General features: G+C 66.2%; 18 protein-coding genes. 2 read left to right on the top strand and 16 right to left on the bottom strand.

What is annotated here, in order from left to right:
- Window positions 1–13 precede the first annotated feature (13 nt).
- Both HU738_RS19330 and HU738_RS19325 read right to left on the bottom strand, forming a co-directional pair.
- Window positions 14–1,432 carry an aminotransferase gene (locus HU738_RS19330; RefSeq protein ID WP_186603145.1) on the bottom strand — a complete coding sequence of 473 codons (1,419 nt, stop codon included), beginning with the start codon at window positions 1,430–1,432 and terminating at the stop codon, window positions 14–16.
- A gap of 36 nt (window positions 1,433–1,468) precedes the next feature.
- A complete protein-coding gene (locus HU738_RS19325; RefSeq protein ID WP_186603144.1) occupies window positions 1,469–2,572 on the bottom strand; it encodes a polyamine ABC transporter substrate-binding protein in 1,104 nt (367 codons plus the stop codon).
- Between the two features lie 228 nt (window positions 2,573–2,800).
- Between HU738_RS19325 and HU738_RS19320 the strand changes: the two genes are divergently transcribed.
- Entirely contained in the window at window positions 2,801–4,192 is a 1,392-nt protein-coding gene (locus tag HU738_RS19320; RefSeq protein WP_186603143.1) for an FAD-dependent oxidoreductase, read from the top strand.
- Between the two features lie 38 nt (window positions 4,193–4,230).
- On the opposite strand, the gene HU738_RS19315 is transcribed toward HU738_RS19320, so the two are convergent.
- The 12 genes from HU738_RS19315 to HU738_RS19260 all read right to left on the bottom strand — a co-directional run bounded on the left by HU738_RS19315 (window position 4,231) and on the right by HU738_RS19260 (window position 19,785).
- Window positions 4,231–4,935, bottom strand: a complete 705-nt coding sequence (locus HU738_RS19315) for an NAD(P)H-dependent oxidoreductase (protein WP_186603142.1) — start codon at window positions 4,933–4,935, stop codon at window positions 4,231–4,233.
- Between the two features lie 34 nt (window positions 4,936–4,969).
- Complete coding sequence (locus tag HU738_RS19310; RefSeq protein WP_186603141.1) at window positions 4,970–6,385, bottom strand: aldehyde dehydrogenase family protein; 1,416 nt, start codon at window positions 6,383–6,385, stop codon at window positions 4,970–4,972.
- Window positions 6,378–7,568, bottom strand: a complete 1,191-nt coding sequence (locus HU738_RS19305; RefSeq protein ID WP_186603140.1) for a pyridoxal phosphate-dependent aminotransferase — start codon at window positions 7,566–7,568, stop codon at window positions 6,378–6,380. The genes HU738_RS19310 and HU738_RS19305 overlap by 8 nt, the downstream gene beginning before the upstream one ends.
- 29 nt (window positions 7,569–7,597) lie before the next feature.
- Window positions 7,598–9,205, bottom strand: coding sequence for a 5-guanidino-2-oxopentanoate decarboxylase (locus HU738_RS19300; protein WP_186603139.1), 1,608 nt, complete (start codon window positions 9,203–9,205; stop codon window positions 7,598–7,600).
- A 10-nt stretch (window positions 9,206–9,215) separates the two neighbouring features.
- Window positions 9,216–11,315 carry an acetate--CoA ligase family protein gene (locus HU738_RS19295; protein ID WP_186603138.1) on the bottom strand — a complete coding sequence of 700 codons (2,100 nt, stop codon included), beginning with the start codon at window positions 11,313–11,315 and terminating at the stop codon, window positions 9,216–9,218.
- 13 nt (window positions 11,316–11,328) lie between these two features.
- Window positions 11,329–12,489 (bottom strand): acyl-CoA dehydrogenase family protein, encoded by a 1,161-nt coding sequence (locus HU738_RS19290; RefSeq protein ID WP_186603137.1) that lies wholly within the window; start codon window positions 12,487–12,489, stop codon window positions 11,329–11,331.
- Between the two features lie 36 nt (window positions 12,490–12,525).
- Window positions 12,526–13,317, bottom strand: coding sequence for an enoyl-CoA hydratase/isomerase family protein (locus tag HU738_RS19285; RefSeq protein WP_186603136.1), 792 nt, complete (start codon window positions 13,315–13,317; stop codon window positions 12,526–12,528).
- 484 nt (window positions 13,318–13,801) lie between these two features.
- Window positions 13,802–15,208, bottom strand: coding sequence for an amino acid permease (locus HU738_RS19280; RefSeq protein ID WP_186603135.1), 1,407 nt, complete (start codon window positions 15,206–15,208; stop codon window positions 13,802–13,804).
- Between the two features lie 126 nt (window positions 15,209–15,334).
- The gene (locus HU738_RS19275; RefSeq protein ID WP_186603134.1) at window positions 15,335–17,587 is read right to left on the bottom strand and encodes an ATP-binding protein; all 2,253 of its coding nucleotides are present in this window, start codon (window positions 17,585–17,587) and stop codon (window positions 15,335–15,337) included.
- On the bottom strand, window positions 17,584–18,348 hold the full coding sequence (locus HU738_RS19270; protein WP_186603133.1) for a substrate-binding periplasmic protein: 765 nt from the start codon (window positions 18,346–18,348) through the stop codon (window positions 17,584–17,586). The genes HU738_RS19275 and HU738_RS19270 overlap by 4 nt, the downstream gene beginning before the upstream one ends.
- Window positions 18,345–19,061, bottom strand: coding sequence for a response regulator (locus HU738_RS19265; RefSeq protein ID WP_186603132.1), 717 nt, complete (start codon window positions 19,059–19,061; stop codon window positions 18,345–18,347). The genes HU738_RS19270 and HU738_RS19265 overlap by 4 nt, the downstream gene beginning before the upstream one ends.
- Before the next feature lie 76 nt (window positions 19,062–19,137).
- Window positions 19,138–19,785 carry a TetR family transcriptional regulator C-terminal domain-containing protein gene (locus tag HU738_RS19260; protein ID WP_186603131.1) on the bottom strand — a complete coding sequence of 216 codons (648 nt, stop codon included), beginning with the start codon at window positions 19,783–19,785 and terminating at the stop codon, window positions 19,138–19,140.
- Between the two features lie 105 nt (window positions 19,786–19,890).
- Here HU738_RS19260 and HU738_RS19255 point away from each other — a divergent pair, with 105 nt between their 5' ends.
- Window positions 19,891–20,646: an enoyl-CoA hydratase-related protein gene (locus tag HU738_RS19255; protein WP_186603130.1), complete on the top strand. Its 756-nt coding sequence runs from the start codon at window positions 19,891–19,893 to the stop codon at window positions 20,644–20,646.
- 13 nt (window positions 20,647–20,659) lie between these two features.
- On the opposite strand, the gene HU738_RS19250 is transcribed toward HU738_RS19255, so the two are convergent.
- Together HU738_RS19250 and aroQ are read right to left on the bottom strand one after the other, a co-directional pair.
- Window positions 20,660–22,114 (bottom strand): MFS transporter, encoded by a 1,455-nt coding sequence (locus HU738_RS19250; RefSeq protein WP_186603129.1) that lies wholly within the window; start codon window positions 22,112–22,114, stop codon window positions 20,660–20,662.
- Window positions 22,114–22,551: a type II 3-dehydroquinate dehydratase gene (gene aroQ, locus HU738_RS19245; RefSeq protein WP_176509356.1), complete on the bottom strand. Its 438-nt coding sequence runs from the start codon at window positions 22,549–22,551 to the stop codon at window positions 22,114–22,116. Before aroQ ends, HU738_RS19250 begins: the two co-directional genes overlap by 1 nt.
- Window positions 22,552–22,553: the final 2 nt, after the last annotated feature.

Raw genomic sequence — 22,553 nt, 5'->3', positions numbered from 1 at the left:
GGCTGCAGGTCGATCATTGGCCGTGATACAGGCCCTGCTCGGTCAGCTCCTGCGCCGCTTCGAGAATGCAGCTGCGCAGGGTGTCGACGATCTCGTCGACCTGGGCGTGGGTGATGATCAGCGGTGGCGACATCACGTTCAGGTGCATGATCGGGCGCACCAGCAGCCCCTTGGCCTGCGCCCGCACGTGGATGCGCTCGCCTATGTTCACCGCGTCCGGGAACACCGCCTTGGTCTGTTTGTTGGCGACGAACTCGACGCAGGCCATCAGCTTCATGCAGCGCACCTGGCCGACCAGCGGCAGTGCAGCCAGGGTCTGCAGGCGCTGCTCGAGGTAGCCGCCGACGTCGTTGACATGGGCCAGCAGGTTTTCCCGCTCGATGATCTCGATGTTCTTCAGCGCCGCCACGCAGCACACCGGATGCCCGCTGTAGGTGAAGCCGTGGGTGAAACAGCGGCCCTTGCCCGGCTCGGCGATCACCTTCCAGATGCGCTCGGAGAAGATGCACGCGCCCAGTGGCAGGTAGGCCGAGGTCAGGCCCTTGGCGGTGGTGATGATGTCCGGGGTAACGCCGAACAGCGCTTCGGAGGCGAAGAAGGTACCCAGGCGGCCGAACGAGGTGACCACTTCGTCGGCGACGAACAGGATGTCGTAGGTCTGGCACACCTGCCACATACGCTGGAAATACCCTGTGGGCGGGATGATCACCCCACCCGAGCCCATGATCGGCTCGGCGAAGAAGGCCGCGACATTGTCCGCGCCCAGGGAGAGGATCTTGTCCTCGAACTCGGCCACCAGGAAGTCGAGGAACTCGGCCTCGTCCATGTCGTCACCGGCCCGGTAGAAGTTGGGGTTGGAGACGTGGTGGATCAGCTCGTGGGCGTAGTCGAACTCTGGCACCCGGTCGGCGGCCTTGTTGCCGATCGACATGGTCAGGCAGGTCGAGCCGTGGTAAGCGTTGTAGCGGGCGATCACGTGTTTTTTATGCGGCTTGCCGCGGCAGTTCTGGTAGTACTGGATCAGCCGGTAGGCGGTGTCCACGGCGGTGGAGCCGCCGGTGGTGAGGAACACGTGGTCGAGGTCGCCGGGCGCAAGGCTCGCGAGCTTCTGGCACAGTTCGATGGCTTTCGGGTTGGCCATGTCCGAGAACGGGTTGGAATAGGCCAGCTGGCGCACCTGGTCGGCGATGGCCAAGGCCATTTCCTCGCGGCCCAGGCCGATGTTGGTGCACCACATGCCGCCGACGGCGTCGAGGAAGCGGTTGCCCTGGGTGTCGTGGATGTAGGCGCCGTCACCAGCCTGGATGTTCAGCGCGCCCTGCTCGGCATGCTCGTCGAACATGTGGTAGCCATGCATGTAGTGGGCTTTGTCGGCTTTCACCAGCTGGTCGTTGTGCGGGGTGGCGGCCAAGGGGCGAGTCGGGATAGCCATATGCATTTCCTTGTCGGATCGGTACGGTGAAAGGGGTCAAATGCCGGTCTTGACCGTGCTCCAGACCCGGGTGATGGCGCGCATGGCCTGCGGGTCCTGGGACTTCTGGGTGAACAGCCGCTCGCGGGTCTGCTCGTCGGGGTAGATCGCCGGGTCGTTGCGGATATCGGCCTGCACCAGGGCCGTGGCGGCCGCGTTGCTGTTGGCGTAGTGGATGTAGTTGGTGACGTCGGCCATGGTCTTGGGTTGCAGGAGGTACTCGATGAAGCGATGGGCGTTGGCCACGTGGGGGGCATCGTTGGGCAGGTAGAGGCTGTCGAACCAGATCAGCGAGCCTTCCTTGGGGATGAAGAACGCCAGCTTGATGTCCTTCTTCGCCTCCACCGCACGGGCCTGGGCGGTGGCGTAGTCGCCGGACCAGGTCAGGGCCATGCACACGTCACCGTTGGGCAGGCTGGTGAGGTAGTTCACCGAGTCGAACTTCTTGATGTAGGGGCGGATGCCCATGAGCACGTCCTGGGCGGCCTTGAGGTCGGCCGGCTTGGCGCTCTGCGGGTCTTTGCCGAGGTACTTGAGGGCCAGCGGGATGACTTCGCTGGGGGCGTCCATCACGGTTACGCCGCAGTCGGCGAAGCGTGAGACGACCTTCGGGTCGAACAGCATGGCCAGCGAGCCGATGGGCGCGTCGGGCATGCGCTGCCTGATCTTGTCGACGTTGTAGGTGATGCCGGAGCTGCCCCAGGTGTAGGGCGCCGAGTAGACCATGCCAGGGTCGAAGGCCTGCAGGCTCTGCACCACTTGCGGGTCGAGGTTGGCCCAGCTGGGCAGCTTGCTCTTGTCCAGCGGCTGGAACACCCCGGCCTTGATCAGCGGCGGCACCAGCGAGCCATTGAGCATCACCAGGTCGTAGCCGGAGCGGCCGGTGAGCAGTTTGGTCTGGACCGTCTCGTAGCCGTCGAAGGTGTCGTAGATCACCTTGATGCCGGTTTGTTTTTCAAAGTCGGCGAGGGTGTTTTCGCCGATGTAGTCGGTCCAGTTGTACAACCTGAGCGTGTTGCTGGTGTCTGCCTCGCTGGCCAGGACGGCCGTGGCGGTACAGCTGAGCAACAGACTGGAAATCACCTTCAGTGCCTTGCGCATAGCAACTCCCGTGTGATCAGGATCGGCTCGGGTGAGCGGATGGAGCCACTATCGGGGGGATTGGGCCACGGGGCCATAACCCGAATGGGTGGGGTCGCGCATAAATAGCCTGAACTTATATATCCATACGTTAAATCGATTTTATTTATGCACAGTGCACTGCAAGGATGCGTGGCACAGGGTGCGCATGGCTCGGCGCCCTTCTCGGTCCCTTTCTGGAGAAGCACGATGCGCCCTTTCTGGCTGGAACAAGCCCTGAACAATCAGCCCGACGAACCCTGCCCGCCCCTGCGCCAGGACACCCGCGCCGATGTCTGCATTGTCGGCGGCGGCTATACCGGCCTGTGGACCGCCATCATGCTCAAGGAACAGAACCCCGAACTCGATGTGGTCATCGTCGAAGCGGACATCTGCGGCGCGGGGGCCAGTGGGCGCAACGGCGGTTGCGCGCTGTCCTGGTCGGCGAAGTTCTTTACCCTGGAGCGTTTGTTCGGGCTCGAAGAGGCCGTGCGCCTGGTCAAGGCGTCGGAGCAGAGCATTTATGCGATCGGCGACTTCTGCAAAAAGTACGGCGTGGATGCCGACTACCGTCTCGACGGCACGCTGTACACCTCGACCAGCCAGGCTCAGGTCGGCTCCACCGACGCGGTGGTCGCCGCGCTGGAGCACCATGGCATCAACACCTTCAGCAAACGCCCGCTGGCCGACGTGCAACGGATGGCGGGCTCGGCCCAGCACCTGGAAGGCTGGTACTCGCCCGCGGCGGCCAGCGTACAACCGGCCAAGCTGGTACGTGGCCTGCGCCGCGTTGCGCTGCAGCTGGGCGTGCGCATTCATGAAGGCTCGCCGATGGTCGGCCTCGATGAAGGGCAGCCAGCCAGGGTCATCACACCCCACGGCAACGTCACCTGCGCCAAGGTGGTGCTGGCGATCAATGCCTGGATGGCCCGGGCCTTTCCACAATTCGCGCGTTCGGTGGCCATTGTCTCGAGCGATATGATCATCACCGAACCTCGCCCGGACCTGCTGGAGCGTATCGGCCTGACCAGCGGCGTGACCGTGCTCGACTCACGCATCTTCGTGCACTACTACCACAACACCCCCGACGGGCGAATCATGCTGGGCAAAGGCGGCAATACTTTCGCCTTCGGCGGGCGCATGCTGCCGGTATTCGACCAGCCATCACCTTATGCGAACCTGCTGCGCAATTCGTTGGAAAAATTCTTCCCGGCATTTACCGGCGTCGATATCGCGGCGACCTGGAACGGCCCTTCGGATCGTTCGGTCACCGGCTTGCCTTTCTTCGGGCGCATGGGCGCCAAGGGCAACATCTTCTATGGCTTCGGTTATTCCGGAAGTGGTGTAGGCCCCTGTCACATGGGCGGTCAGATCCTGTCGTCGCTGGTGCTGGGGCTGGACAACGCCTGGACCCGCTCGCCATTGCTCAACGGCCCGCTCGGGCATTTCCCGCCGGAACCCATCCGCTACCTGGGGTCATTGATGGTACGCAACGCCATTCGCCGCAAGGAGCGTGCCGAGGACCTTGGCCGGCGTCCGCGCCGGCTGGATGTTCAGCTGGCCAAGTTCGCCGCGGCAGCCGGCAAGGCGGACAAGGGATAAGCCCTTGCCGCCCAATCGCGGTCTGTTCGGGCGGGTGATCAGCGCGGCAACGGATACAGCGCCTCATCGAACTGGTCGAGGCGTGGGAAGCTCAGCGGCAGGTCATCCGACAGGTGCTGCAGGCGCTGTTCGTAACGGTGCAGGAAGGTCTGGCGTGCCTCGTCGCTGATGTACGGCACATGCCAGGCCACGAACGGCTCCAGCACCTCGAAACCAACATAGGCCAGGGTGCCGCGCAGGATCGGTCGCAGCATGTCTTGCAGTGGCCCGTGGATCGCCCCTTCGCCAAACATGTGCTCTCGCCCGCCCAAAGTCACTGTCACCAGCGCACGCTTGCCGGCCAGGCCGCCCTGGTCGTAGAAACGCTTGCCTCCGTAGCACACCCCGGATACCAGCACGCGGTCGATCCAGCCCTTGAGCATGGCCGGTGCCGAGAACCAGAAGATCGGGAAGTTCAGCACCAGCAGGTCGGCCCACAGCAGCTTGTCCAGCTCTTGCTGGATATCCGGGGCGATGGAGCCGCTCTTCACGCCCAGGCGCTGCTCCAGCGCATACACCAGGTAGTCCGGATTTTCCCGCTGGCTGAAGTCGTCGGCGCTGGCCACCGGGTTCCAGCCCATGGCGTACAGGTCGCTGACCTGCACCTCATGGCCCTGGGCGCGGAAGGTTGCTGCCGCCTGGTCACGCAGTGCGGCGGTGAAGGATTGCGGCTCAGGGTGAGCGTGAACGATCAGGACTTTCATGGGTAATTCCTCAAACAGTCTTCAATGTGAACGGTCAGAGCTGGATGGCCTTGACCTCGATGAACTCGTTCAGGCCTTCCTCACCCCACTCGCGGCCATTGCCCGACTGCTTGTAGCCGCCGAACGGTGCCTGGTAGTTGAACGCCCCGCCATTGACGAAGCACTGCCCCGCGCGCAGCTGGCGGCCCAGCTGCAGCGCCTTGTCGCGGCTACTGGCCCACACTGCGCTGGACAGCCCGAACGGCGAGTCGTTGGCCAAGGCAATGGCTTCGGCCTCGTCGGCATAAGGAATCAGGCACAGCACCGGCCCGAAGATTTCTTCCTGGGCGATGCGCATGCGGTTGTCGACGTCGGCGAAAAGCGTCGGCGGTACATAGAACCCGCGCTCGAAGCCCGCTGCGGTCGCCCCGCCGCACAGTAGCCGGGCGCCCTCTTCCTGGCCGACCCGGATGTATTCCTGCACCGTGCGCCGCTGCCCGGCCGAGCACATCGGCCCGAGGAAGCTGCGCGGGTCCTGCGGGTCGCCCATCACCAGGCTGCGGGCCTCGTCCACGGCGATTTCCAGGGCCTCGGCATAGCGCGAGGCCGGCAACAGCATGCGCGTCAGTGCGGTACAGGTCTGCCCCGAGTTGATCATCACGTCCTGCACGCCATGGCGCACCGCCGCTTCCAGCGGGGCGTCGGCGGTGATCAGGAACGGCGACTTGCCACCCAGCTCCAGACACACCCGCTTGACCGACGGCGCCGCTGCCTGGGCAACACGCACGCCCGCCGCGGTGGACCCGGTGAACGAGACCATGTCCACCAAAGGGTGCCGCGCCAGTGCCTCACCGACCTTCGCCCCCGGCCCACTGACCAGGTTGAACACCCCGGCCGGCAGCCCGATGGCCTCGATCATTTCAGCCAGCAGGAAGGCATGCAGCGGGGTCTCCTGGCTCGGCTTGACCACCACCGTGCAACCTGCTGCCAGCGCTGGGGCGAGCTTGCCAAGCAGCTGGTGCAGCGGGTAGTTCCAGGGATTGATGAACGCGCACACGCCCACGGCCTCGCGGTACACCCGCGAGTTGCCGACTTCGCGCACCTCGTCCATCAGGCCGGCCAGTTCGATGTACTGCTCAAGCCCGACGATGGGCCCGTCGACCTGCACCGGCCGGCACCACTGCACCGGCATGCCCAGCTCGGTGGTGATCACTGCGGCCATCTCCTCGGCCCGTGCCCTGAGCTGCTCGGCCAGGGCGCGGATGTACCCGGCGCGCACGCTGTACGGCGTGTGCGACCAGTCGGCGAACGCCCTTCGCGCCGCGTTGACGGCGCGTTCCACATCCGCTTCGTTACCCAGCGGCACCCTGCCGACCACGGCCTCGCTGGCCGGGTCGATCACCTCGGCCATGCCCTGCCCGACCGGTTGCTGCCAGCGGCCATCGATGAACAGTTGGCGGTACTCACGCATTGCGTTGCGCCTCCATCAGTTCGCTCGCGCACAGGGCAATGCGCCGGCAAGCCTCGCCTAGCGGTTCGGCGCCAAGCACCAGGCCCAGGCGGATATGCCCGGCAGCGCTCGGGCCGAACGCTTCACCGGCCAGCACCGACACCCCGTGCTGGTCGAGCAGGCGGTCGGCAAAGGCTTGCGCGCTGAGGCCGGTGTCGCGGATATCGACCATTACGAACATGCCGCCATCGGGCTTGAGGGCCCGTAGGCCTGGGCAGCCGGCAAGCCTGGCACACACCAGGTCACGGCGCTGGCGGTAAGCCTCGCGCATGCCCTCCAGCTCCGGCAACGGCTGCTCCAGCGCGGCCACCGCCGCATCCTGGATGAAGTCGGGCGAGCCATACAGCATGCACAGCGCCAGGTTTTCCAGGTGTGCCGATAGCGCCGGCGAACCGACCACCCAGCCGACCCGCCAGCCGGTCATGGCGTGGGACTTGGACAGGCTGTTCAGTGTCGCCGTGCGCTCGGCCATGCCCGGCAGGCTGGCCGGGCTGATGTGCTCGCCCTCGAACAGCAGCTCGCTGTACACCTCATCGCTGATCAGCCACAGGTCATGGGCGATGCACAGTTCGGCCAAGGCCTGCCAGGTGCTGCGCGGCAAGCTGGCACCGGAGGGGTTGTGCGGGCTGTTCAGCGCCAGGGCACGGGTGCGCGGGGTGATCCGTGCGGCAACGTCCGAGGGCTGCACGCGAAAGCCATGCTCAGGGCGCACCGGCACCGGCACCACCTTGGCGCCGCAGGCACCGAACACCGCCTCGTAGGTGACATACATCGGCTCGGCGACGATCACTTCATCGCCCGGCTCCAGTACGCATTGCGCCACGCAGAACAGCGCGCACTGCGCCCCCGCCAGCACCGTCACCTGTTCGGCGGTGACCGCCTGGCCGCTACGCTGCTGGTGGCGACGGGCGATGGCCTCGCGCAGGCTGCGCTTGCCGCGCACGTCGGCGTAATGGGTATTGCCCGCTTCGAGGCTGGCTACCGCGGCCTGGATGATCGGCGCCGGGGTGTCAAAGTCCGGGTCGCCGACCGACAGCAGCAGCACCTCGCGGCCCTGTTCGAGCATGGCCAGGGCGCGGTAGTGGATCTCCCAGGCGGCGGCGCCGTCGCCGGCGATCCGTTGGGTCAATGAGGAAAATCGCATGGCTGGTTGTCCTGTTGTGCGGGGTGGGCTCAGCGCGCGCAGGCGTGCTTGAGCTCGATCAGGGTTACGCCGTTGCGGGCAAAGCCGGCGCGCAGGTCGCGTTGCAGTTCATCGAGGCTCTGCGGTTGCGCGACCGTGCAGCCGAAGGCGCGGGCCAGGCCGGTGAAGTCCGGGTTGCGCGGCAGTATGCCAATGGGTTCGATATCGAGGTCGAGCATGTCGTCGCGGATCTGCCCCAGCGCGTCGTTATTCCACAGCAGCACCACCAGCGGGCGGTCCAGTTCTTCGACCGCGGTTGCCAGCTCCTGCGCGGTATAGAGGAAGCCACCGTCGCCCACCAGCACCAGGCCCGGGCGGTCGGCCGTGGCGAACATCGCGCCGATACCGGCCGGCAGGCCGTAACCGAGGGTGCCGTAGCCGGTGGGGTGCAGCCAGCTGCGCGGCGCCCGGCTGTTGAAGACGTAATTGCCGGTGTAAGCCAGCTGAGTCATGTCGGTGCTGACGAAGGCGTTGTCTGGCAGCTCGGCTGCGACCCGTTGCAGGATCGCCTGGTGAATGGCCTGCAGGGGGCCGTGACTGGCCTGCACGGCATCGCGCAGGCGGGCCACGGCGGCGCTTGCCTGGGTCGCGTCGCGCACGCCGTCCGGCAACTGTTCGAGCAGCCCGGCCAGGGTTTGCCGGGCATCGCCGTGCAAGGCCAGCGCGCAGGGGTAGAAGTCATTGAACTTGCGTGGGTCGATATCCACCCGCAGCAGTTCGCCCGTCAGTGGCAGGCGCTCACGCCAGAAGTCGGTGTCGGCCATCTCGGTGCCGACCGCCAGCACCACGTCGGCCTCGACGATCAGCGCCCAGCCCGGTTCCACGCACAGCGTGGAGCCGGCGTTGAGCGGCGAGTCCAGCGCTGCCAGGCCCTTGCCGGCGACGCTGGTGAACAGCGGCGCCGCCAGGCGGGTGCTCAGCTGCCGCAGCTCGGCACTCGCCTGCAGCGCGCCACCGCCGGCGATGATCATCGGGCGCTTGGCCGCCGCCAGCCTGGTGGCCGCCTGTTGCAGGCTGTCTAGGCTGGCCGGGCCGCGTCCTGGGCGACGCACCACGTCGTTGCTCCAGTCCCGCGCCACTGGCGCCGCCAGCACGTCCAGCGGCACCGAGATATGCACCGGGCGTGGGCGTTCGCTATCGAACACGGCATAGGCACGGGCGATCAGCTCCGGCAGGTCCTCGGCCTTCAGCGCCAGCGCCGAGAAGGCGGTGATCGGCGCAGTCATGGCTCGCTGGTCCTGGGTCTCATGCAGGCAGCCCCAGCCTTTGCCCAGGCTGGCGGTGTGGTTGACGCTGGAAATCACCAGCAGCGGAATCGAGTCGGCGTAGGCCTGGCCGATGGCGGTGGCCGCGTTGGTCACGCCGGGGCCGGTGATGACAAAGCAGACGCCCGGCTTGCCGCTGACCCGGGCATAGCCGTCGGCCATGAAGCCGGCGCCCTGTTCGTGCCGGGTGAGCACGTGGCGGATGCCGCTGCCGGGCAAGCCGCGGTACAGCTCCAGGGTATGCACGCCGGGGATGCCGAAGACGGTGTCGACGCCGTAGTTGGCCAGCAGGCGCACCAGCGCCTGGCCGCCCGTGAGTGTGGGGTTCGTCATGTTCATGTCCTTACACCTGGCCGAGGCGGATCAAGGCATCGACCGCAAGGGTGCCATGGGCACCGACCATCAAGGGGTTCACATCCAGCTCCAGCAGCTGGCTGGCGTTTTCGCAGGCGTAGTCGGCCACCGCACGGATGGCAGCGACCAGTGCATCCAGGTCGGCCGCAGGCTTGCCCCGAAAGCCCTGCAGCAAGGCTGCGCTGCGCAGCCCCAGTACGGCCTTGCGGATGGCACCGTCGGTGGTCGGCAGCAGCAGGCTGCTGCTGTCCTTGAGCAGCTCGACGAGGATGCCGCCGGCACCGATCACCAGCGCCAGGCCGAAATCCGCCTCGCGCTTGATGCCGACGATCAGCTCGGCCAGTGGCGCGCTGGCCATCGGTTCGAGCAGCACCTGGTCAAAGGCGACACCTGGCGCGTAAGCGGCGATGCGCGTGCGCATCTGCTCAAGCGCCCGGCTGAGCGCTGCCGCGTCGGCCAGGTTCAGCGCCACCGCGCCCGCCTCGGTCTTGTGCGGCAACTGCGCGCTGACCGCCTTGAGCACCAGCGGGAAGCCCACGTGGTCGGCATCGGCCAGCGCGCGCTGCGGGCTGCTCAGCACCCCCTGCGGAATGGGCAGGCCAAAGCCGCGCAGGGCCTGCTTGGCCTCCCACTCGTTGAGCAGGCGGCTGGCGCCGGCCAGCGGTGGCGGGCACAGCGGTACCAGCGCCGATTCGCCCAGCGCCAGCAAGGCCGGACGCTGCTGCCCGTAACGGGCGACCCGGCCCCAGGCTGCAAGGCCATCCTCCACCCCCTGCAGCGCCGGCACGCCGGCCGCGTGCAGGCGTTCGCGGGCATTGGCTGGCAGCAGTTCAGGGAAGGCCGAGGTGACGAAACCGGTCTTGCCATGGCGCTTGAGCGCCGCGCAGTACAGCTCCAGCAGCAGGTCGCACTCTTTGCGCTCGCCGGTGAACTCGGCGGGGTAATCGAGCACCAGCATCGCCGCGTCGGCGTCGCTGCGCAGGGCGCTGTCGAGCATGCGCGCCTTGGCCGGGCCGTCGCCCCAGATCGCCGTGGTGAAGTCCAGGGGGTTGACCAGGTTGGCGTAGGCCGGCAACACCTGGGCCAGCTCTTCGACCTGGCCGGAGTTCAAGGCTGGCAGGCTCAACTGGTTGCTTTCACTGTAATCGGCGATCAGCCCGGCATCGCCGCCCGAGCAGGCCAGTGCGATCAGGCCGGGCCCCTTGGGCAGGACGCCGCAGGCGGCGGCCTTGAGGGTTTCGACGAAGCTCACCGGGCCGCTAACGCGAATCACGCCCAGGCGCTCGAACAGGCTGTCGTACAGAGCATCGGAGCCGGACAGCGAACTGGTGTGGCTCAGCGCCAGCTCGGCGCCGATCTGCGACACACCGGTCTTCAGCGCGACGATCGGGATGCCCTTCTCCAGCGCTTTGTGCGCGGCACGGGCAAAGCCCGGTACGTTCTTCAGGCCTTCCAGGTGCAGGCCGATGGCGGTGACCCGGGGTTCGTCGAGCAGCACGTCCATCAGCTCGGCAATGCCCAGTTGCGCCTGGTTGCCGACCGAGGCCATGTAGGCCACCGGCAGCGAGCGGTCGCTCATCGACAGGTTGTAGGCGAAGTTGCCGCTCTGGGTCAGCACCGCCACGCCCTTCTCTACCGCTTTGCCACCGTGGGCCACCGGCCACAGGGCGGCACCGTGCAGGTAGTCGAGCAGGCCGTAGCAGTTGGGCCCGAGCAGGGCCATGTCACCGGCGGCGTCGAGCAGCTGCTGTTGCAGCGCCTGGCCCTCGGCGCCGCTTTCGGCGAAGCCCGAGGCATAGCAGATCGCCCCGCCCGCGCCCTTGGCGGCAAGTTCGGCGACACAGGCCAAGGTCAGTTCGCGGTGGGTGGCGATGAACACCGCGTCCGGCGCGCAGGGCAGCTCGGCCACGCTGCGCACACAGGGCACGCCGTCGATGCTGGCGTGCTGCGGGTTGACCAGCCACAGCTGGCCTGGGTAGCCGCCCTCGGCACAGCGCCTGAGCGCACGAGCCATGCTGCGCCCGCCGACGAAAGCCAGGTGCCGGGGGGCCAGCAGGCGTTTGAGGTTGTCACGAATGGCTTGCGACATGGTCAGGCTCCGGTCAGCGCAACAGTGGGCGCAGCAGCTCGCGCGAGATGATGTGCCGCTGGATCTCCGAGGTGCCTTCCCAGATCCGTTCGATACGTGCATTGCGCCAGATCCGCTCGACCGGCCCTTCGTCCATCAGGCCCATGCCGCCGTAGATCTGCACCGCTTCGTCGGCGACCTTGCCGAGCACTTCGCTGGCGAACAGCTTGGCCATGCCGGCCTCGCCATCGGTCATGCTGCCCTGGTCCATCTTCCAGGCGGTGTGCAGGGTCAGCAGCTCGGCGGCGCGGATCTGCGTGGCCATGTCGGCGAGCTTGAACGACACGCCCTGGTAAGTGCCGATCGGCTGGCCGAACTGCTTGCGGTCGGCCGCCCATTGCAGCGACACGTCGAGTGCGCGCTGGGCCTGACCGACGCAGTTGGCGGCGACCATGACCCGGCCTGCGGTCAGCCAGGCATTGGCCACCTCCCAACCCTTTCCGACTTCGCCCAGCACCTTGGCGGCAGGGACCTTGCAGTCGTCGAAGAACAGTTCGTAGGTGTGGTAGCCACGGTTGCTCACGCATTTCGGGCCACGGCGGATGGTCATGCCCGGGGTACCGCGGTCGACCAGGAAGGCAGTGACGGCGTTGCGCTTGCGACCGTTGTGCTCGTAGGTGTCGGTGACGGCGAAGACGATGGCGAAGTCGGCGTGGCCGGCATGGCTGATGAAGTGCTTGCTGCCATTGATCACGAAGTCATCGCCCTCACGCACGGCGCGGGTCTTGATCGAGTTGGCGTCGGAGCCGGCGCCCGGTTCGGTCAGGGCGAAGCAGTCGGTCTTCTCGCCGCGGACACAGGGCAGCAGGTAGTCCTCGACCTGCTGGCCGGTGCAGGCCATGAGGATCTTCGACGGCCGGGCGACGAACACGTGCAGTGCCCAGGAAACCTTCGACAGCTCGCGCTCGACGAGAGCCTGCGACAGGTAGTCGAGGCCGCCGCCACCGACTTCCTCCGGCATGTTGAAGGCGTAGAAGCCGGCGGCGATGGCCTTGCCACGGATCTGCGCAGCCAGCTCCGGCGACACTTGGTCGGCACGGTCCACGGCTTCTTCATGGGGCAACAGCTCCTTGGTGACGAAGCTGCGTACGGCATCCACCAACATTTCTTGTTCTTGGGTCAGTTGGAAATTCATGGCCTGTTCCTGGGTAACCGGGGAAAGAGTGAGGGGTTATTGGCCGCTAAAGCGTGGCGGGCGTTTTTCCGTGGCGGCGCGCAGGGCCTCGGCGCCGTCCTCGCTGCGCCCGCAGAGCAGGCCGGCGGCCAGTTCGGCAGCGAGCTGTTCGGCGAGGTTGCGCGAAGCACCTTCGCGCAGCAGGCGCTTGGTCTGGGCGTAGGCGAAGGTCGGGCCTTGGGCCAGGCGTGCGGCCAGTGCGGCGGTGGCGGCGGGCAGCTGGTCGTCGGCGACCACTTCACCGACCAGGCCGGCCGCCAGGGCGCGTTCGGCGCCCCACAGTTCGTCGAGGAACAGCAGGCGCTTGGCCTGCTCGCTGCCGATCAGCCGAGGCAGGTGCCAGCTGGCACCGGCATCCGGGGAGTAGGCCATGCTGGTATAGCCCGCCTTGAACCGGGCCGACTGGGCCGCCAGGCGCAGGTCGCAGCACAGCGACAGGTCCATGCCGGCGCCGACGGCGGTGCCGTTGATGGCGGCGATGGTGGGTTTGTCCAGGTTGTGCAGGCAGTGCATCAGGCCGTGGGCGGTTTCGGTCCAGCCGTAGGTTTCCAGGGCGCCACGGGCTTCGGCTTCGGCCCACTCGGCGAGGTCGGCGCCGGCGCAGAAGCTGCGGCCAGTGCCGGTCAGCACCACCACGCGCACGGCGGGGTCTGCGTTGTAAGCCTCGAGGGTGGCATGCAGTTTCTTCAGGGTGGGGATGTCCAGCGCGTTGCGCTGCTCGGGGCGGTTCAGGGTGATCCAGGCAACGCCGGCTTCAACCTGGGTGAGTAGGGACGACGGAGCGGTCATGACGGGCCTCGGATTATTGTGATTGGTGTGGGAGGTGAGACTCATGCTAAACGAGTGTTCAACAAGGAGGCAATTGCGGTTGCAGCGGTGTTACAACTTCGAACAAGTGGTGGGGAATCAGGGAATGGGGCGGGGTTGCGTTTGGGCCAAGCGGTGTATGACGAGAGGTTTTAAGCGCCTGTGAGATCGAGCGCCGCCCGCGCGGCGCTTCGCGGGGCAAGCCCGCTCCCACAGTCTGTTTTGGGCCAATATCTCCTGTGAAAGTACCGGCGCCTGCCTTTGTGCATGACTGGAGACAGATGAAAAGCAACTGCGCCCACCTCAAATATCAAAGGGGACAAACAAGGCGAACAGTGGAGATCCCATAGGAGGGACTGGCCCGAAACAGACTGTGGGAGCGGGCTTGCCCCGCGAAGCGCCGCGCGGGCGGCGCTCGATCTCACAGGCGCTGCAAAAACACCGGCGAACCCCTACCAAACCCGCCTCATGCCACAGGCACCTCCAACCCCACACCCTGGCGCTTGCGCTGCACCAGGAAGTACGCCGCATAGCACAGCGCAATAAAGCCAAAGCCCCAATACAGCGAAGGCCGCTGCGTCTCATCCATGGCCAGGAACACGAACAGCGAACTGCACAGGGTGATGCACAGCAACGGCACCAGCGGGTACAGCGGCGCGCGATACTTGAGGTCGCTCAGCTGGCCACCCTCGCTCAGGAACTGCTTGCGGAAGCGGTACTGCGCCAGGGCAATGACGATCCAGGTCACCGTGCCAGACATGCCGCTCACCGCCATCAGCACCATGAACAGGGTGTCGGCGGCGATAAAGCTGGTCATCAGCGACACCAGCGCAAAGCACAGGGTGATGAACAAGGCGCGCAGGGGGACGCCACGGCTGCTCAGCGGCGACAGGCTGCGCGGTGCCATGCCGGTCTTGGACATCGCCCAGAGGATGCGGGTGGAGGCATACAGGCCGGAGTTGCCCACCGACAGAATCGCGGTGAGGATCACGAAGTTCATCAGGTCTGCGGCGTAAGGAATGCCGACCATGTCGAACACCTGCACGAACGGGCTTTCCATCAGCCCGGCCTGCTGCCACGGCACGATCGCCGACAGCACCACGATCGCCAGCACGTAGAAGATCAGCACGCGGAACACCACGTTGCGCACGGCCCGCGGGATGCTCTTGTCCGGCTGGTCGGTCTCGCCCGCCGCCACCCCCATGATCTCGCAGCCCTGGAAGGCATAGACCACGGTCATCATCACCGCGAACACCGCAGACAGGCCATTGGGGAACAGCGAATCACCGATCAGGTTGCTCATCATCGGCGCCGGCGCCCCGCTGTTCAGCGAAATGCCACCGAAGATCACCAGCACACCGACGATGATGAAGCCGAGGATCGCCGCCACCTTGATCCCGGAGAACCAGTATTCCGCTTCACCGAAGGCGCGGGTAGCCAGTGCATTGATGCCGAACAGCACGGCCACGAACAGCGCTGACCAATACCAGATCGGCACCTCCGGGAACCAGCGGGTCATCAACATGCCGGCGGCGGTGAACTCCAGGCCCACGGTGGTGGCCCAGCTCATCCAGTACACCCAGCCGATCATGAAACCGGTGGCCGGGCCGATGAATTTCGTCGCATGGGCCTGGAACGAACCGGACACCGGCATCTGCACCGACAGTTCACCCAGACAGACCATCACCAGGTACATCAGGAAACCGGCGACCAGGTAGGCCAGGATCGCGCCCACTGGCCCGCCCTGGTTGATGGTCACCCCCGAGCCCATGAACAGCCCGGTACCGATCACGCCACCCAACGAGAGCATGAAGATGTGCCGGCTCTTCAATGCCCGCGTGAGGTGGATACCTTCAGCTTTACGGCCTTTCATTATTATTATCTCCAATAAGCGTCGAAGACCGCGTGTGCAGCGGTTGAGTCCGATTATTGGAAGGCGATGTAAGGCCCGGTTGATCGTAAAGATCAAAGATGTAAAAAGTCGTAAGTATTTTGTCGCTCAGGCGGCCAGCAACGCGGCGAGGGTGTCTTCGGCACGCTGCAAACGTTCGCCCAGCAGCGCCCCCATGGCCCGTACCCCCGCTTTGTCGCGGGCCAGGCCACGTACTTCCAGTTCGCGCAAGGTCGCCGCCAGGCCGCACAGGCCCATGGAATCGCTGCTGCCGGCCAGCCGATGGGCCAGGTGGATCACCTCGGTGCAGTCCCCCGCCTCGACCGCTTCGAGCAAGGGCATGCGCTGTTGCACCAGGCTGTCCTGCAAGCCGGCCAGCAAGCCTTGCAGCTTCTGCTCGCCAAGCAGCGTGCGGTGCGTGCTCAGCAACCCGTGGTCAAGCCAGACGGAGGTTGCCGGCGACGCCTCCTGGCATTGCCCCGCCAGGGCCTGGCGCAGGCTGGCCAGCTTCAGCGGCTTGCCCAGCACCCCCTGCATGCCGGCATCCAGGTAGGCCCGCACCAACCCCGGCTGGACGCTGGCGGTCAGCGCCAGGATGCGCGTGTCGCGGTTGGGCGTGGCGCCGGCACGCAGCTGCCGGCACAGCTCCACGCCGCTGATGCCTGGCAGGTGCACATCCAGCAGAAGCAAGTCGAAGCGCTGCCGTGCACACAGTTGCAAACCCTGTTCGGCATCCTCCGCCAGCCAGACCTTGTGCCCGTCACGCGCCAGCAGCCCGCTGACCACCTCACGGTTCAAGGCCACGTCTTCCACCACCAGGATGTCCAGTGGCGCCGCGCCGGCGGCGGCCGCCGCCATGGCCTGGGGCGCCTGCGCCGTCTCGAGCTCCACCTCCAGCCAGAAGCAGCTGCCCTCCCCTTCGCGGCTGCGCACGCCGATCTGCCCGGCCATCTGCTCGACCAGGTGCTTGCTGATCGCCAACCCCAGGCCGGTGCCGCCATAGCGCCGGGCAACGGCCTCGCTGGCCTGGACGAAACGCTCGAAGATCTTCGGCTGCATCGCCTCGCAGATGCCGATGCCGTCGTCGGTGACACTCAGGCGCAGGCGCTGCCGCCCGGGTTGCTCCTGCATCACCTGCACTTCGACCAGGATCTCGCCGCCCTCGGTGAACTTGATGGCATTGGCCAGCAGGTTGCTCAGGACTTGGCGCAGGTACTGCTCGGCGCCGTGCTGGTACGCCGCCAGTTGCGGGTCGATGCGGCACAGCACCAGGCTGTCGTTGGCCAGCGCACGGGGTTCGAGCAAGGTCACGACCTCGGCGCACAACTGGCGCAGGGAAAAATCCACCGCCTCGGGACGGCTTTCGCCTTCTTCCAGGCGGGCAAAATACAGCACCTCGTTGAGGATGCTCAGCAGCCCCTCGCCGGCCTTGTACAGCGCCTCCAGGCGTTGCCGGTCGGGCGCCGCGAGGCCGGCGCCACGCAGCAGCTCGGCCATGCCGAGAATGCCATTGAGCGGCGTCCGCAGTTCATGGCTCATGGTAGCGAGGAAGCGCGACTTGGCCAGGTTGGCTGCCTCGGCATCGTCCTTGGCACGCATCAGGCTCGCCGTGCGCCGCTCGACCTGCTTCTGCAACTCGTCACGCTTGTCCTGCAAGGCCAGCCGGTCGGTTTCGCGGCGTTCGCTGTCACTGAGGATGGCCCGGCGCATGTCGTCCAGGGCCAGGGCCACGCTGTCGATTTCGTCGGTATGGGGGGAACGGCGCTTGTTCAGGCGCAGGGGCTCGTGCCATTGCCCGGCACCGATGCGCCGGGCGAAGTCGGCCATGACCTGCAGGTGACGGGTAACCAGGCGATAGAACAAACCCGACAGTGCCAGGGCCAGCCCGCAGAGGAACACGCTCATCCACAACAGGCTGGTCAGGCCGGTAGCGAACAGCCGGCGGTGCACCGCGCCCAGGTCCGTGCTCACTTCCAGCTCACCCAGATGGCGAGCAGGCCCTGAAGGCGGCTGATAGTCCAAGGCAAAACGCTCGATGCGCAACGGCCCCTGCGGGCTCGGCTCGCCCTGCTGCAAGCTGAAGTCGGCGCTGTTCAGGCGCACCCGCGCCACATCGGAAAAATCCACCAGCCCACGCAACTGCACGTTCAGCTGCTCCTGGTTCAGGTCCCACAGGCTGCGCTCCAGGCTGGCCAGGTAGCCAGCGCGGATCAGCGCCATGCGCGCATCGATCTCGCGCATCTCGCGGCGGTACTCGAAATACAGCTGCACGCTGCTGGCCAGCACGGTGAAGCACAGGCTGAACAGCAGGATGAACAGCAACAGCCGCCGCAGCAGGCCCCCCGGTTGCAGGCGGCTCATGGCTGCTTGACCATGTCGCGGTAGGTGACTTCGCTTTCATGCAGCCAGCGCTCCAGCTCGCCGGCGTCGGCCATCTTCTGCAGTTGCGCGTCGATGTCGCCCATCCGCTCGCTCAGCGGCGAATGGCGCGACACAGCCACGCGCAGGTAGTCGACGCTCAGCGCCGGTGGCAGCGCAACGATGTCCTGGGCCCCTGCCAGGTGCTCGACGAACAGCTGGCCGGTACGCCGCTCCTGAACCACGAAGTCGATGCGCCCGCGAATCAGCTTGCCGAAGTTCTGCCCGCTGTCCGACACCCATTCGATGTTCTGGTGCTGCGCCACGAAGCGGTCGAATGCCGGGCCATAGCTTTCGCCGAACAATAGCCCGCCGCGGTATCTGGCCAGGTCGTCGAGCTGGTCGAACTGCAGCGGATGCTGGCGGTTGGCGAACACCGCCACCTCCTCGCGCAGCACCGGCACCTGGGAAAAGCGCATCGACCTGGCACGCTGCTCCGAAGCGTAGGCCAGCACCACATCCACCCGCCCTTCGGCAGCGTCGAGCAGGCAGCGTTGCCAGTTGCCCAGCACCACCATCTCGACCCGATAGCCCAGCCGCCCGAACAGCTCGCGCACCACCGTGGGGGCCAGCCCGCGCGGCTGCTTGCCATCGCTCCAGGACACCGGTGGGTACACCGGGTAATCGCAATAGCGCACGCTGTCGGCGGCCTGCAGCGCAGCACTGGCCAACAGCGCCAGCAGGCCGAACAGGAACGGGCTCACGCGGCCACGCTGGCGGTGAACAGATAACCGGCGCCGTGGATGGTGATGATCAGTTCAGGCTCGGCGGGGTCGTCGTGCAGCTTGCGCCGCAGGCGGCCGACCAACACGTCGATGGAACGGTCGTTGGGCACCCACTCACGGTTGCGGATCTGGTCCATCAGCTGGTCGCGGCTCAGGGTGTGGCCGCTGTTGCGCAAGAACACGCTGAGCAGCTGGAACTCGCCATGGGTCAACAGGGTTTCGCCGCCCTGCGCATCGATCAGGCGGCGGCGGTCGCAGTCCAGCGACCAGTCGCCGAACTGCTTGAGGGTGGCGGTGGCCACGCTGGCTGGCCGGGCGCCCTGGGCGTGGCGCACGCGGCGGATCAGGTTCTTGGCGCGGGACACCAGTTCGCGGGGGTTGAGCGGTTTGCTCACATAATCGTCAGCGCCGCATTCCAGGCCGACGATGCGGTCGATCTCGTCGTTGCGCCCGGTGATCAGGATGATCCCCACTTCCGAGCGCACCCGCAGTTCACGGGTCAGGGTCAGGCCGTCCTTGCCCGGCAGGCGGATGTCGAGCATCACCAGTTCCACCGGCTGCTCGCTCAGCAGCGTTTCGGCCTGTTCCGCCGTAGCGGCACAGTGGACGGTATAGCCTTCCTGGGACAGGTAAGCCTGGAGCAAGTCACGAATCAGCGGATCGTCATCGACGACCAGTACCTGAGAGGTCATTGCGGTTAGTCCTGAAGTGCCCGAAGGCGATATTTTTATTAGAGTGAGCCAAGACTAGCGATTGCTGAACGGTCGATCAACAGCCCTCGGTGGCGGTACTGAAGCGTTGCCGACCACCGGCCTGCAGGCCATCGACCCAGGCCTCGCAGATCTGCACGCCCTGGGCCGGGGTAAAGGTGCCCGGGTTAAGCCCGGACTCCAGCCACAGGCCATCGAGCAAGGCGCTGAGGCTGATGGCGGCGAGGTCGGCATCGAAGTGTTGCCAGCCCTCCTCCCGCGCAAGCTCGGCAAGCAGCGTGCGCAGTTCGCGGCGGTATTCACCATAGGAGTGGTCGTGCACCTGGTTGATCGCCTCGGCGGTCTTCACCGCGCCCCAGAACGCCAGCCACGCATCGAGCAGCTGCGGGTCGAGCAGCTCGGCGCTGAACGAGCCACGGAAGAACGCCGACAACCGTTCGCGGGCGTTGGGCGCGGCCTGGGCCATGGCCTCGCGCAGCAGGTGCATGACCCGGCCAGTGACCGCCATGTAGGCTTCGGCGACCAGCTCGTCCTTGCCCGAATAATGGTGGCTGATCAGGCCTACCGAAACCCCGGCTTCGGCGCAGATCTTGCGGATCGAGGCGCCCTGGAAACCATGGCGCTTCAGGCAGGCCAGGGTGGCCTCGACCAGATTGGCCTTGCGCAGTTCGGGCAGCATGCGGCTGAAGCGGGCTTCCTGGGTCATCGGGGGCACTCGTGGGTCGAATAGTTGAACGACTGTATAGCAACTCGCCTCGGTCGCGAAAGCCTGTTTATACTCGGCCACCCTGACAATAACAAAGGCATTGCCATGACCGACCTGATCCAGCAGCAGCTCGACGAAGGCCTGCTGACCGTGCGCCTGAACCGTGCGGACAAGCTCAACGCCCTGACCAACGCCATGTACACGCGGCTGGCAGAGCTGTTCGAAGCCGCCAACGGCGACCCGCAGGTCGAGGTGATCCTGATCACCGGCAGCACCGAGTGCTTCACCGCCGGCAACGACTTGGCGGACTTTCTCGACCAGCCCCCGACCGACCTTCAAAGCCCGGTGTTCCGCATGATGTGGGCGGTGCTGGCGCTGGACAAGCCGCTGATCGCGGCGGTTGCGGGGCCGGCGATCGGCATCGGTACCACACTGCTGCTGCACTGCGACCAGGTGCTGATCAGCCGTGACGCCAAGCTGCGCACGCCGTTCGTGGCACTGGGCGTATGCCCGGAGTTTGGCGCGAGCCTGTTGCTGCCGCAAATGCTGGGGCATGCGCGGGCGGCGCAGCTGTTGCTGTGCAACCAGGCGCTGAATGGCGAACAGGCAGTGCAGTGGGGCCTGGCGAGCGAACTGTTCGAAGATGGCGCGCAATGCCTGGCTGCCGCCGTCAAGCTGGCGCGGCGCCTGCAACAGTTGCCAGCCGCTGCCCTGCGCATCAGCAAGCGTCTGCTCAAGGATGCGCAGCGCGAAGCACTGGCCGCCACGGTGGCCAAGGAAGGCCTGCTGTTCATCGAGCGGCTCAACAGCGATGCAGCCAGGGCAGCCTTGACCGCGATGGTATCGCGCAAGGGGGCCTGAGCCGGCACGCCGATTACGTGCGCAATACCTGCTCGCCAGCATTGCCGGGCAGGCGCACGGCATCGACCAGCGCGAGGCAGGCAATCAGCGCCACGCCGAGCAACGCAAAGTGGAAGTCGCTGACCGTCATCCCACCCTCGCCGCCGCGCACAATCATCGCTAGCCGCAACAACAGCGCCACCACGGCGACCCCCAGCGCCATCGCCAGCTGGAAGAACATGCTGAACAGTGTCGACGCCTCGCCCATCTGTGGCTTGGGCACCTCGGAGAAACCGACGGCATTGTAGGTGGTGAACTGCATCGAACGTGACAGCCCGCCCATGAACAGCACCAGCGCCATCCAGTACCACGGCATGCCCTGCTGCAAGCCCAGGCAGGCCAGGATGCTGCAGACACCGATCATGCCATTGACCAGCAATACGCGGCGGAAACCATAGCGGCGCAGCAAACCGGTGGTGAACGGCTTCATCGCCAGGTTGCCAGCGAAGATCGCCAGCACCAGCCAGCCGGCATCCACCGGTGACAGGCCGAAGCCGACCTGCAGCATCAGCGGAATCAGGAACGGCAAGGCGCTAATCGACAGGCGGAACAGCGTACCGCCGACGATGCTGGCCCTGAACGTAGCGATGCCCATGGCTGCCAATGGCAACAGCGGCGCCGGGTGGCGCTGGCAATGGCGAACCGCGAGCCAGCTCAGCAAGCCGCCCGCTGCCACCAGTACCGCCCCGCCAGGCAGGCTGCCAGCGGCCAGCGAACCGAGCATTTCCAGGCCGATCAACCACGCGGCGCAGGCCGAGGCGAGCAAGCCGAAGCCGAGCAGGTCGAAACGGCGCGCTTCGCTGGAGCGGCCAGCGGGAATCAGCCACCACGCTGCCGCAATGGCCAGCACGCCAAGCGGTATGTTCAGATAGAAGATCCACGGCCACGACAGGTGGGTGACGATCAGCCCGCCGATGGGTGGCCCCAGTACCGGCGCGACCAGCCCGGGCCAGGTGATCACCGCGAGCCTCTTCACCAGGTCCTGCTTGTCGGTGGTGCGCAACACCACCAGGCGGCCGACCGGCACCATCAGCGCCCCGCCGATGCCTTGCAGCACCCGTGCGACGACGAAGGTCTCCAGGTCGGTCGCCAGGCCGCAGAGCCACGACGCCAGGGTGAACAGGGCGATGGCCCCGGCGAACACCTGCCGCGCGCCAAAGCGGTCGGCCAGCCAACCGCTGAGCGGGATGAACACCGCCACCGCCAGCAGGTAGGCGCTGATGCCGATGTTCAGGCTGACCGGGTGCTCGGCGAAGTCACGGGCCATCTGCGGCAACGCCGTGGCGATGACGGTGGCGTCGAGGTTCTCCATGAAGAAGGTAATGGCGACCAGCAAGGCGATGAAAGTGGTGTGCCGAGACGCGTTCACGAGTCCCTCCGGTGATTGATGGGTCCGGACCTGCGCGCTTTGTGCAGGCGCGCCGGCCATCAGATCATGTTCAGCGCCGCACGCAATGCCAGCAGGTAGGTCTCGACGCCAAACCCGCAGATCTGCCCGCGCACCACCTCGGCAAATACCGAGTGATGGCGGAACGGCTCTCTGGCGTGGATGTTCGACATATGCACTTCGACCACCGGCGCCTCGACAATCGCCAGTGCGTCACGAATGCCGTAGCTGTAATGGGTCCAGGCCCCGGCATTGATCAGCACGGCATCCACCCGTTGCTCATAGGCCCGATGGATGCGTTCGCACATTGCGCCTTCGTAGTTGGTCTGGAAGCACTCTACCTGTGCACCGAGTTCCTCGCCCAGCGCCTGCAGGGCCTGGTCGATGTCGGCCAGGGTGGCCGTGCCGTACTGGCGCGGGTCGCGCTTGCCGAACATGTTGTGGTTGATGCCGTGCAGCATCAGGACATTGGCGGGCATGG

Origin of the sequence: Pseudomonas vlassakiae (genome assembly GCF_014269035.2) — a bacterium.
Classification (GTDB): Bacteria; Pseudomonadota; Gammaproteobacteria; order Pseudomonadales; family Pseudomonadaceae; genus Aquipseudomonas; species Aquipseudomonas vlassakiae.
Note: the sequence above shows the minus strand (reverse complement) of the source record. Positions and strands in the feature narration are given on the sequence as shown.

Excerpts from the sequence above, each read along its gene's own strand:
- HU738_RS19330 (WP_186603145.1), bottom strand. The coding sequence starts at position 1,432 with ATGGCTATCCCGACTCGCCCCTTGGCCGCCACCCCGCACAACGACCAG.
- HU738_RS19325 (WP_186603144.1), bottom strand. The coding sequence starts at position 2,572 with ATGCGCAAGGCACTGAAGGTGATTTCCAGTCTGTTGCTCAGCTGTACC.
- HU738_RS19320 (WP_186603143.1), top strand. The coding sequence starts at position 2,801 with ATGCGCCCTTTCTGGCTGGAACAAGCCCTGAACAATCAGCCCGACGAA.
- HU738_RS19315 (WP_186603142.1), bottom strand. The coding sequence starts at position 4,935 with ATGAAAGTCCTGATCGTTCACGCTCACCCTGAGCCGCAATCCTTCACC.
- HU738_RS19310 (WP_186603141.1), bottom strand. The coding sequence starts at position 6,385 with ATGCGTGAGTACCGCCAACTGTTCATCGATGGCCGCTGGCAGCAACCG.
- HU738_RS19305 (WP_186603140.1), bottom strand. The coding sequence starts at position 7,568 with ATGCGATTTTCCTCATTGACCCAACGGATCGCCGGCGACGGCGCCGCC.
- HU738_RS19300 (WP_186603139.1), bottom strand. The coding sequence starts at position 9,205 with ATGACGAACCCCACACTCACGGGCGGCCAGGCGCTGGTGCGCCTGCTG.
- HU738_RS19295 (WP_186603138.1), bottom strand. The coding sequence starts at position 11,315 with ATGTCGCAAGCCATTCGTGACAACCTCAAACGCCTGCTGGCCCCCCGG.
- HU738_RS19290 (WP_186603137.1), bottom strand. The coding sequence starts at position 12,489 with ATGAATTTCCAACTGACCCAAGAACAAGAAATGTTGGTGGATGCCGTA.
- HU738_RS19285 (WP_186603136.1), bottom strand. The coding sequence starts at position 13,317 with ATGACCGCTCCGTCGTCCCTACTCACCCAGGTTGAAGCCGGCGTTGCC.
- HU738_RS19280 (WP_186603135.1), bottom strand. The coding sequence starts at position 15,208 with ATGAAAGGCCGTAAAGCTGAAGGTATCCACCTCACGCGGGCATTGAAG.
- HU738_RS19275 (WP_186603134.1), bottom strand. The coding sequence starts at position 17,587 with ATGAGCCGCCTGCAACCGGGGGGCCTGCTGCGGCGGCTGTTGCTGTTC.
- HU738_RS19265 (WP_186603132.1), bottom strand. The coding sequence starts at position 19,061 with ATGACCTCTCAGGTACTGGTCGTCGATGACGATCCGCTGATTCGTGAC.
- HU738_RS19260 (WP_186603131.1), bottom strand. The coding sequence starts at position 19,785 with ATGACCCAGGAAGCCCGCTTCAGCCGCATGCTGCCCGAACTGCGCAAG.
- HU738_RS19255 (WP_186603130.1), top strand. The coding sequence starts at position 19,891 with ATGACCGACCTGATCCAGCAGCAGCTCGACGAAGGCCTGCTGACCGTG.
- HU738_RS19250 (WP_186603129.1), bottom strand. The coding sequence starts at position 22,114 with ATGGCCGGCGCGCCTGCACAAAGCGCGCAGGTCCGGACCCATCAATCA.
- aroQ (WP_176509356.1), bottom strand. The coding sequence starts at position 22,551 with ATGCCCGCCAATGTCCTGATGCTGCACGGCATCAACCACAACATGTTC.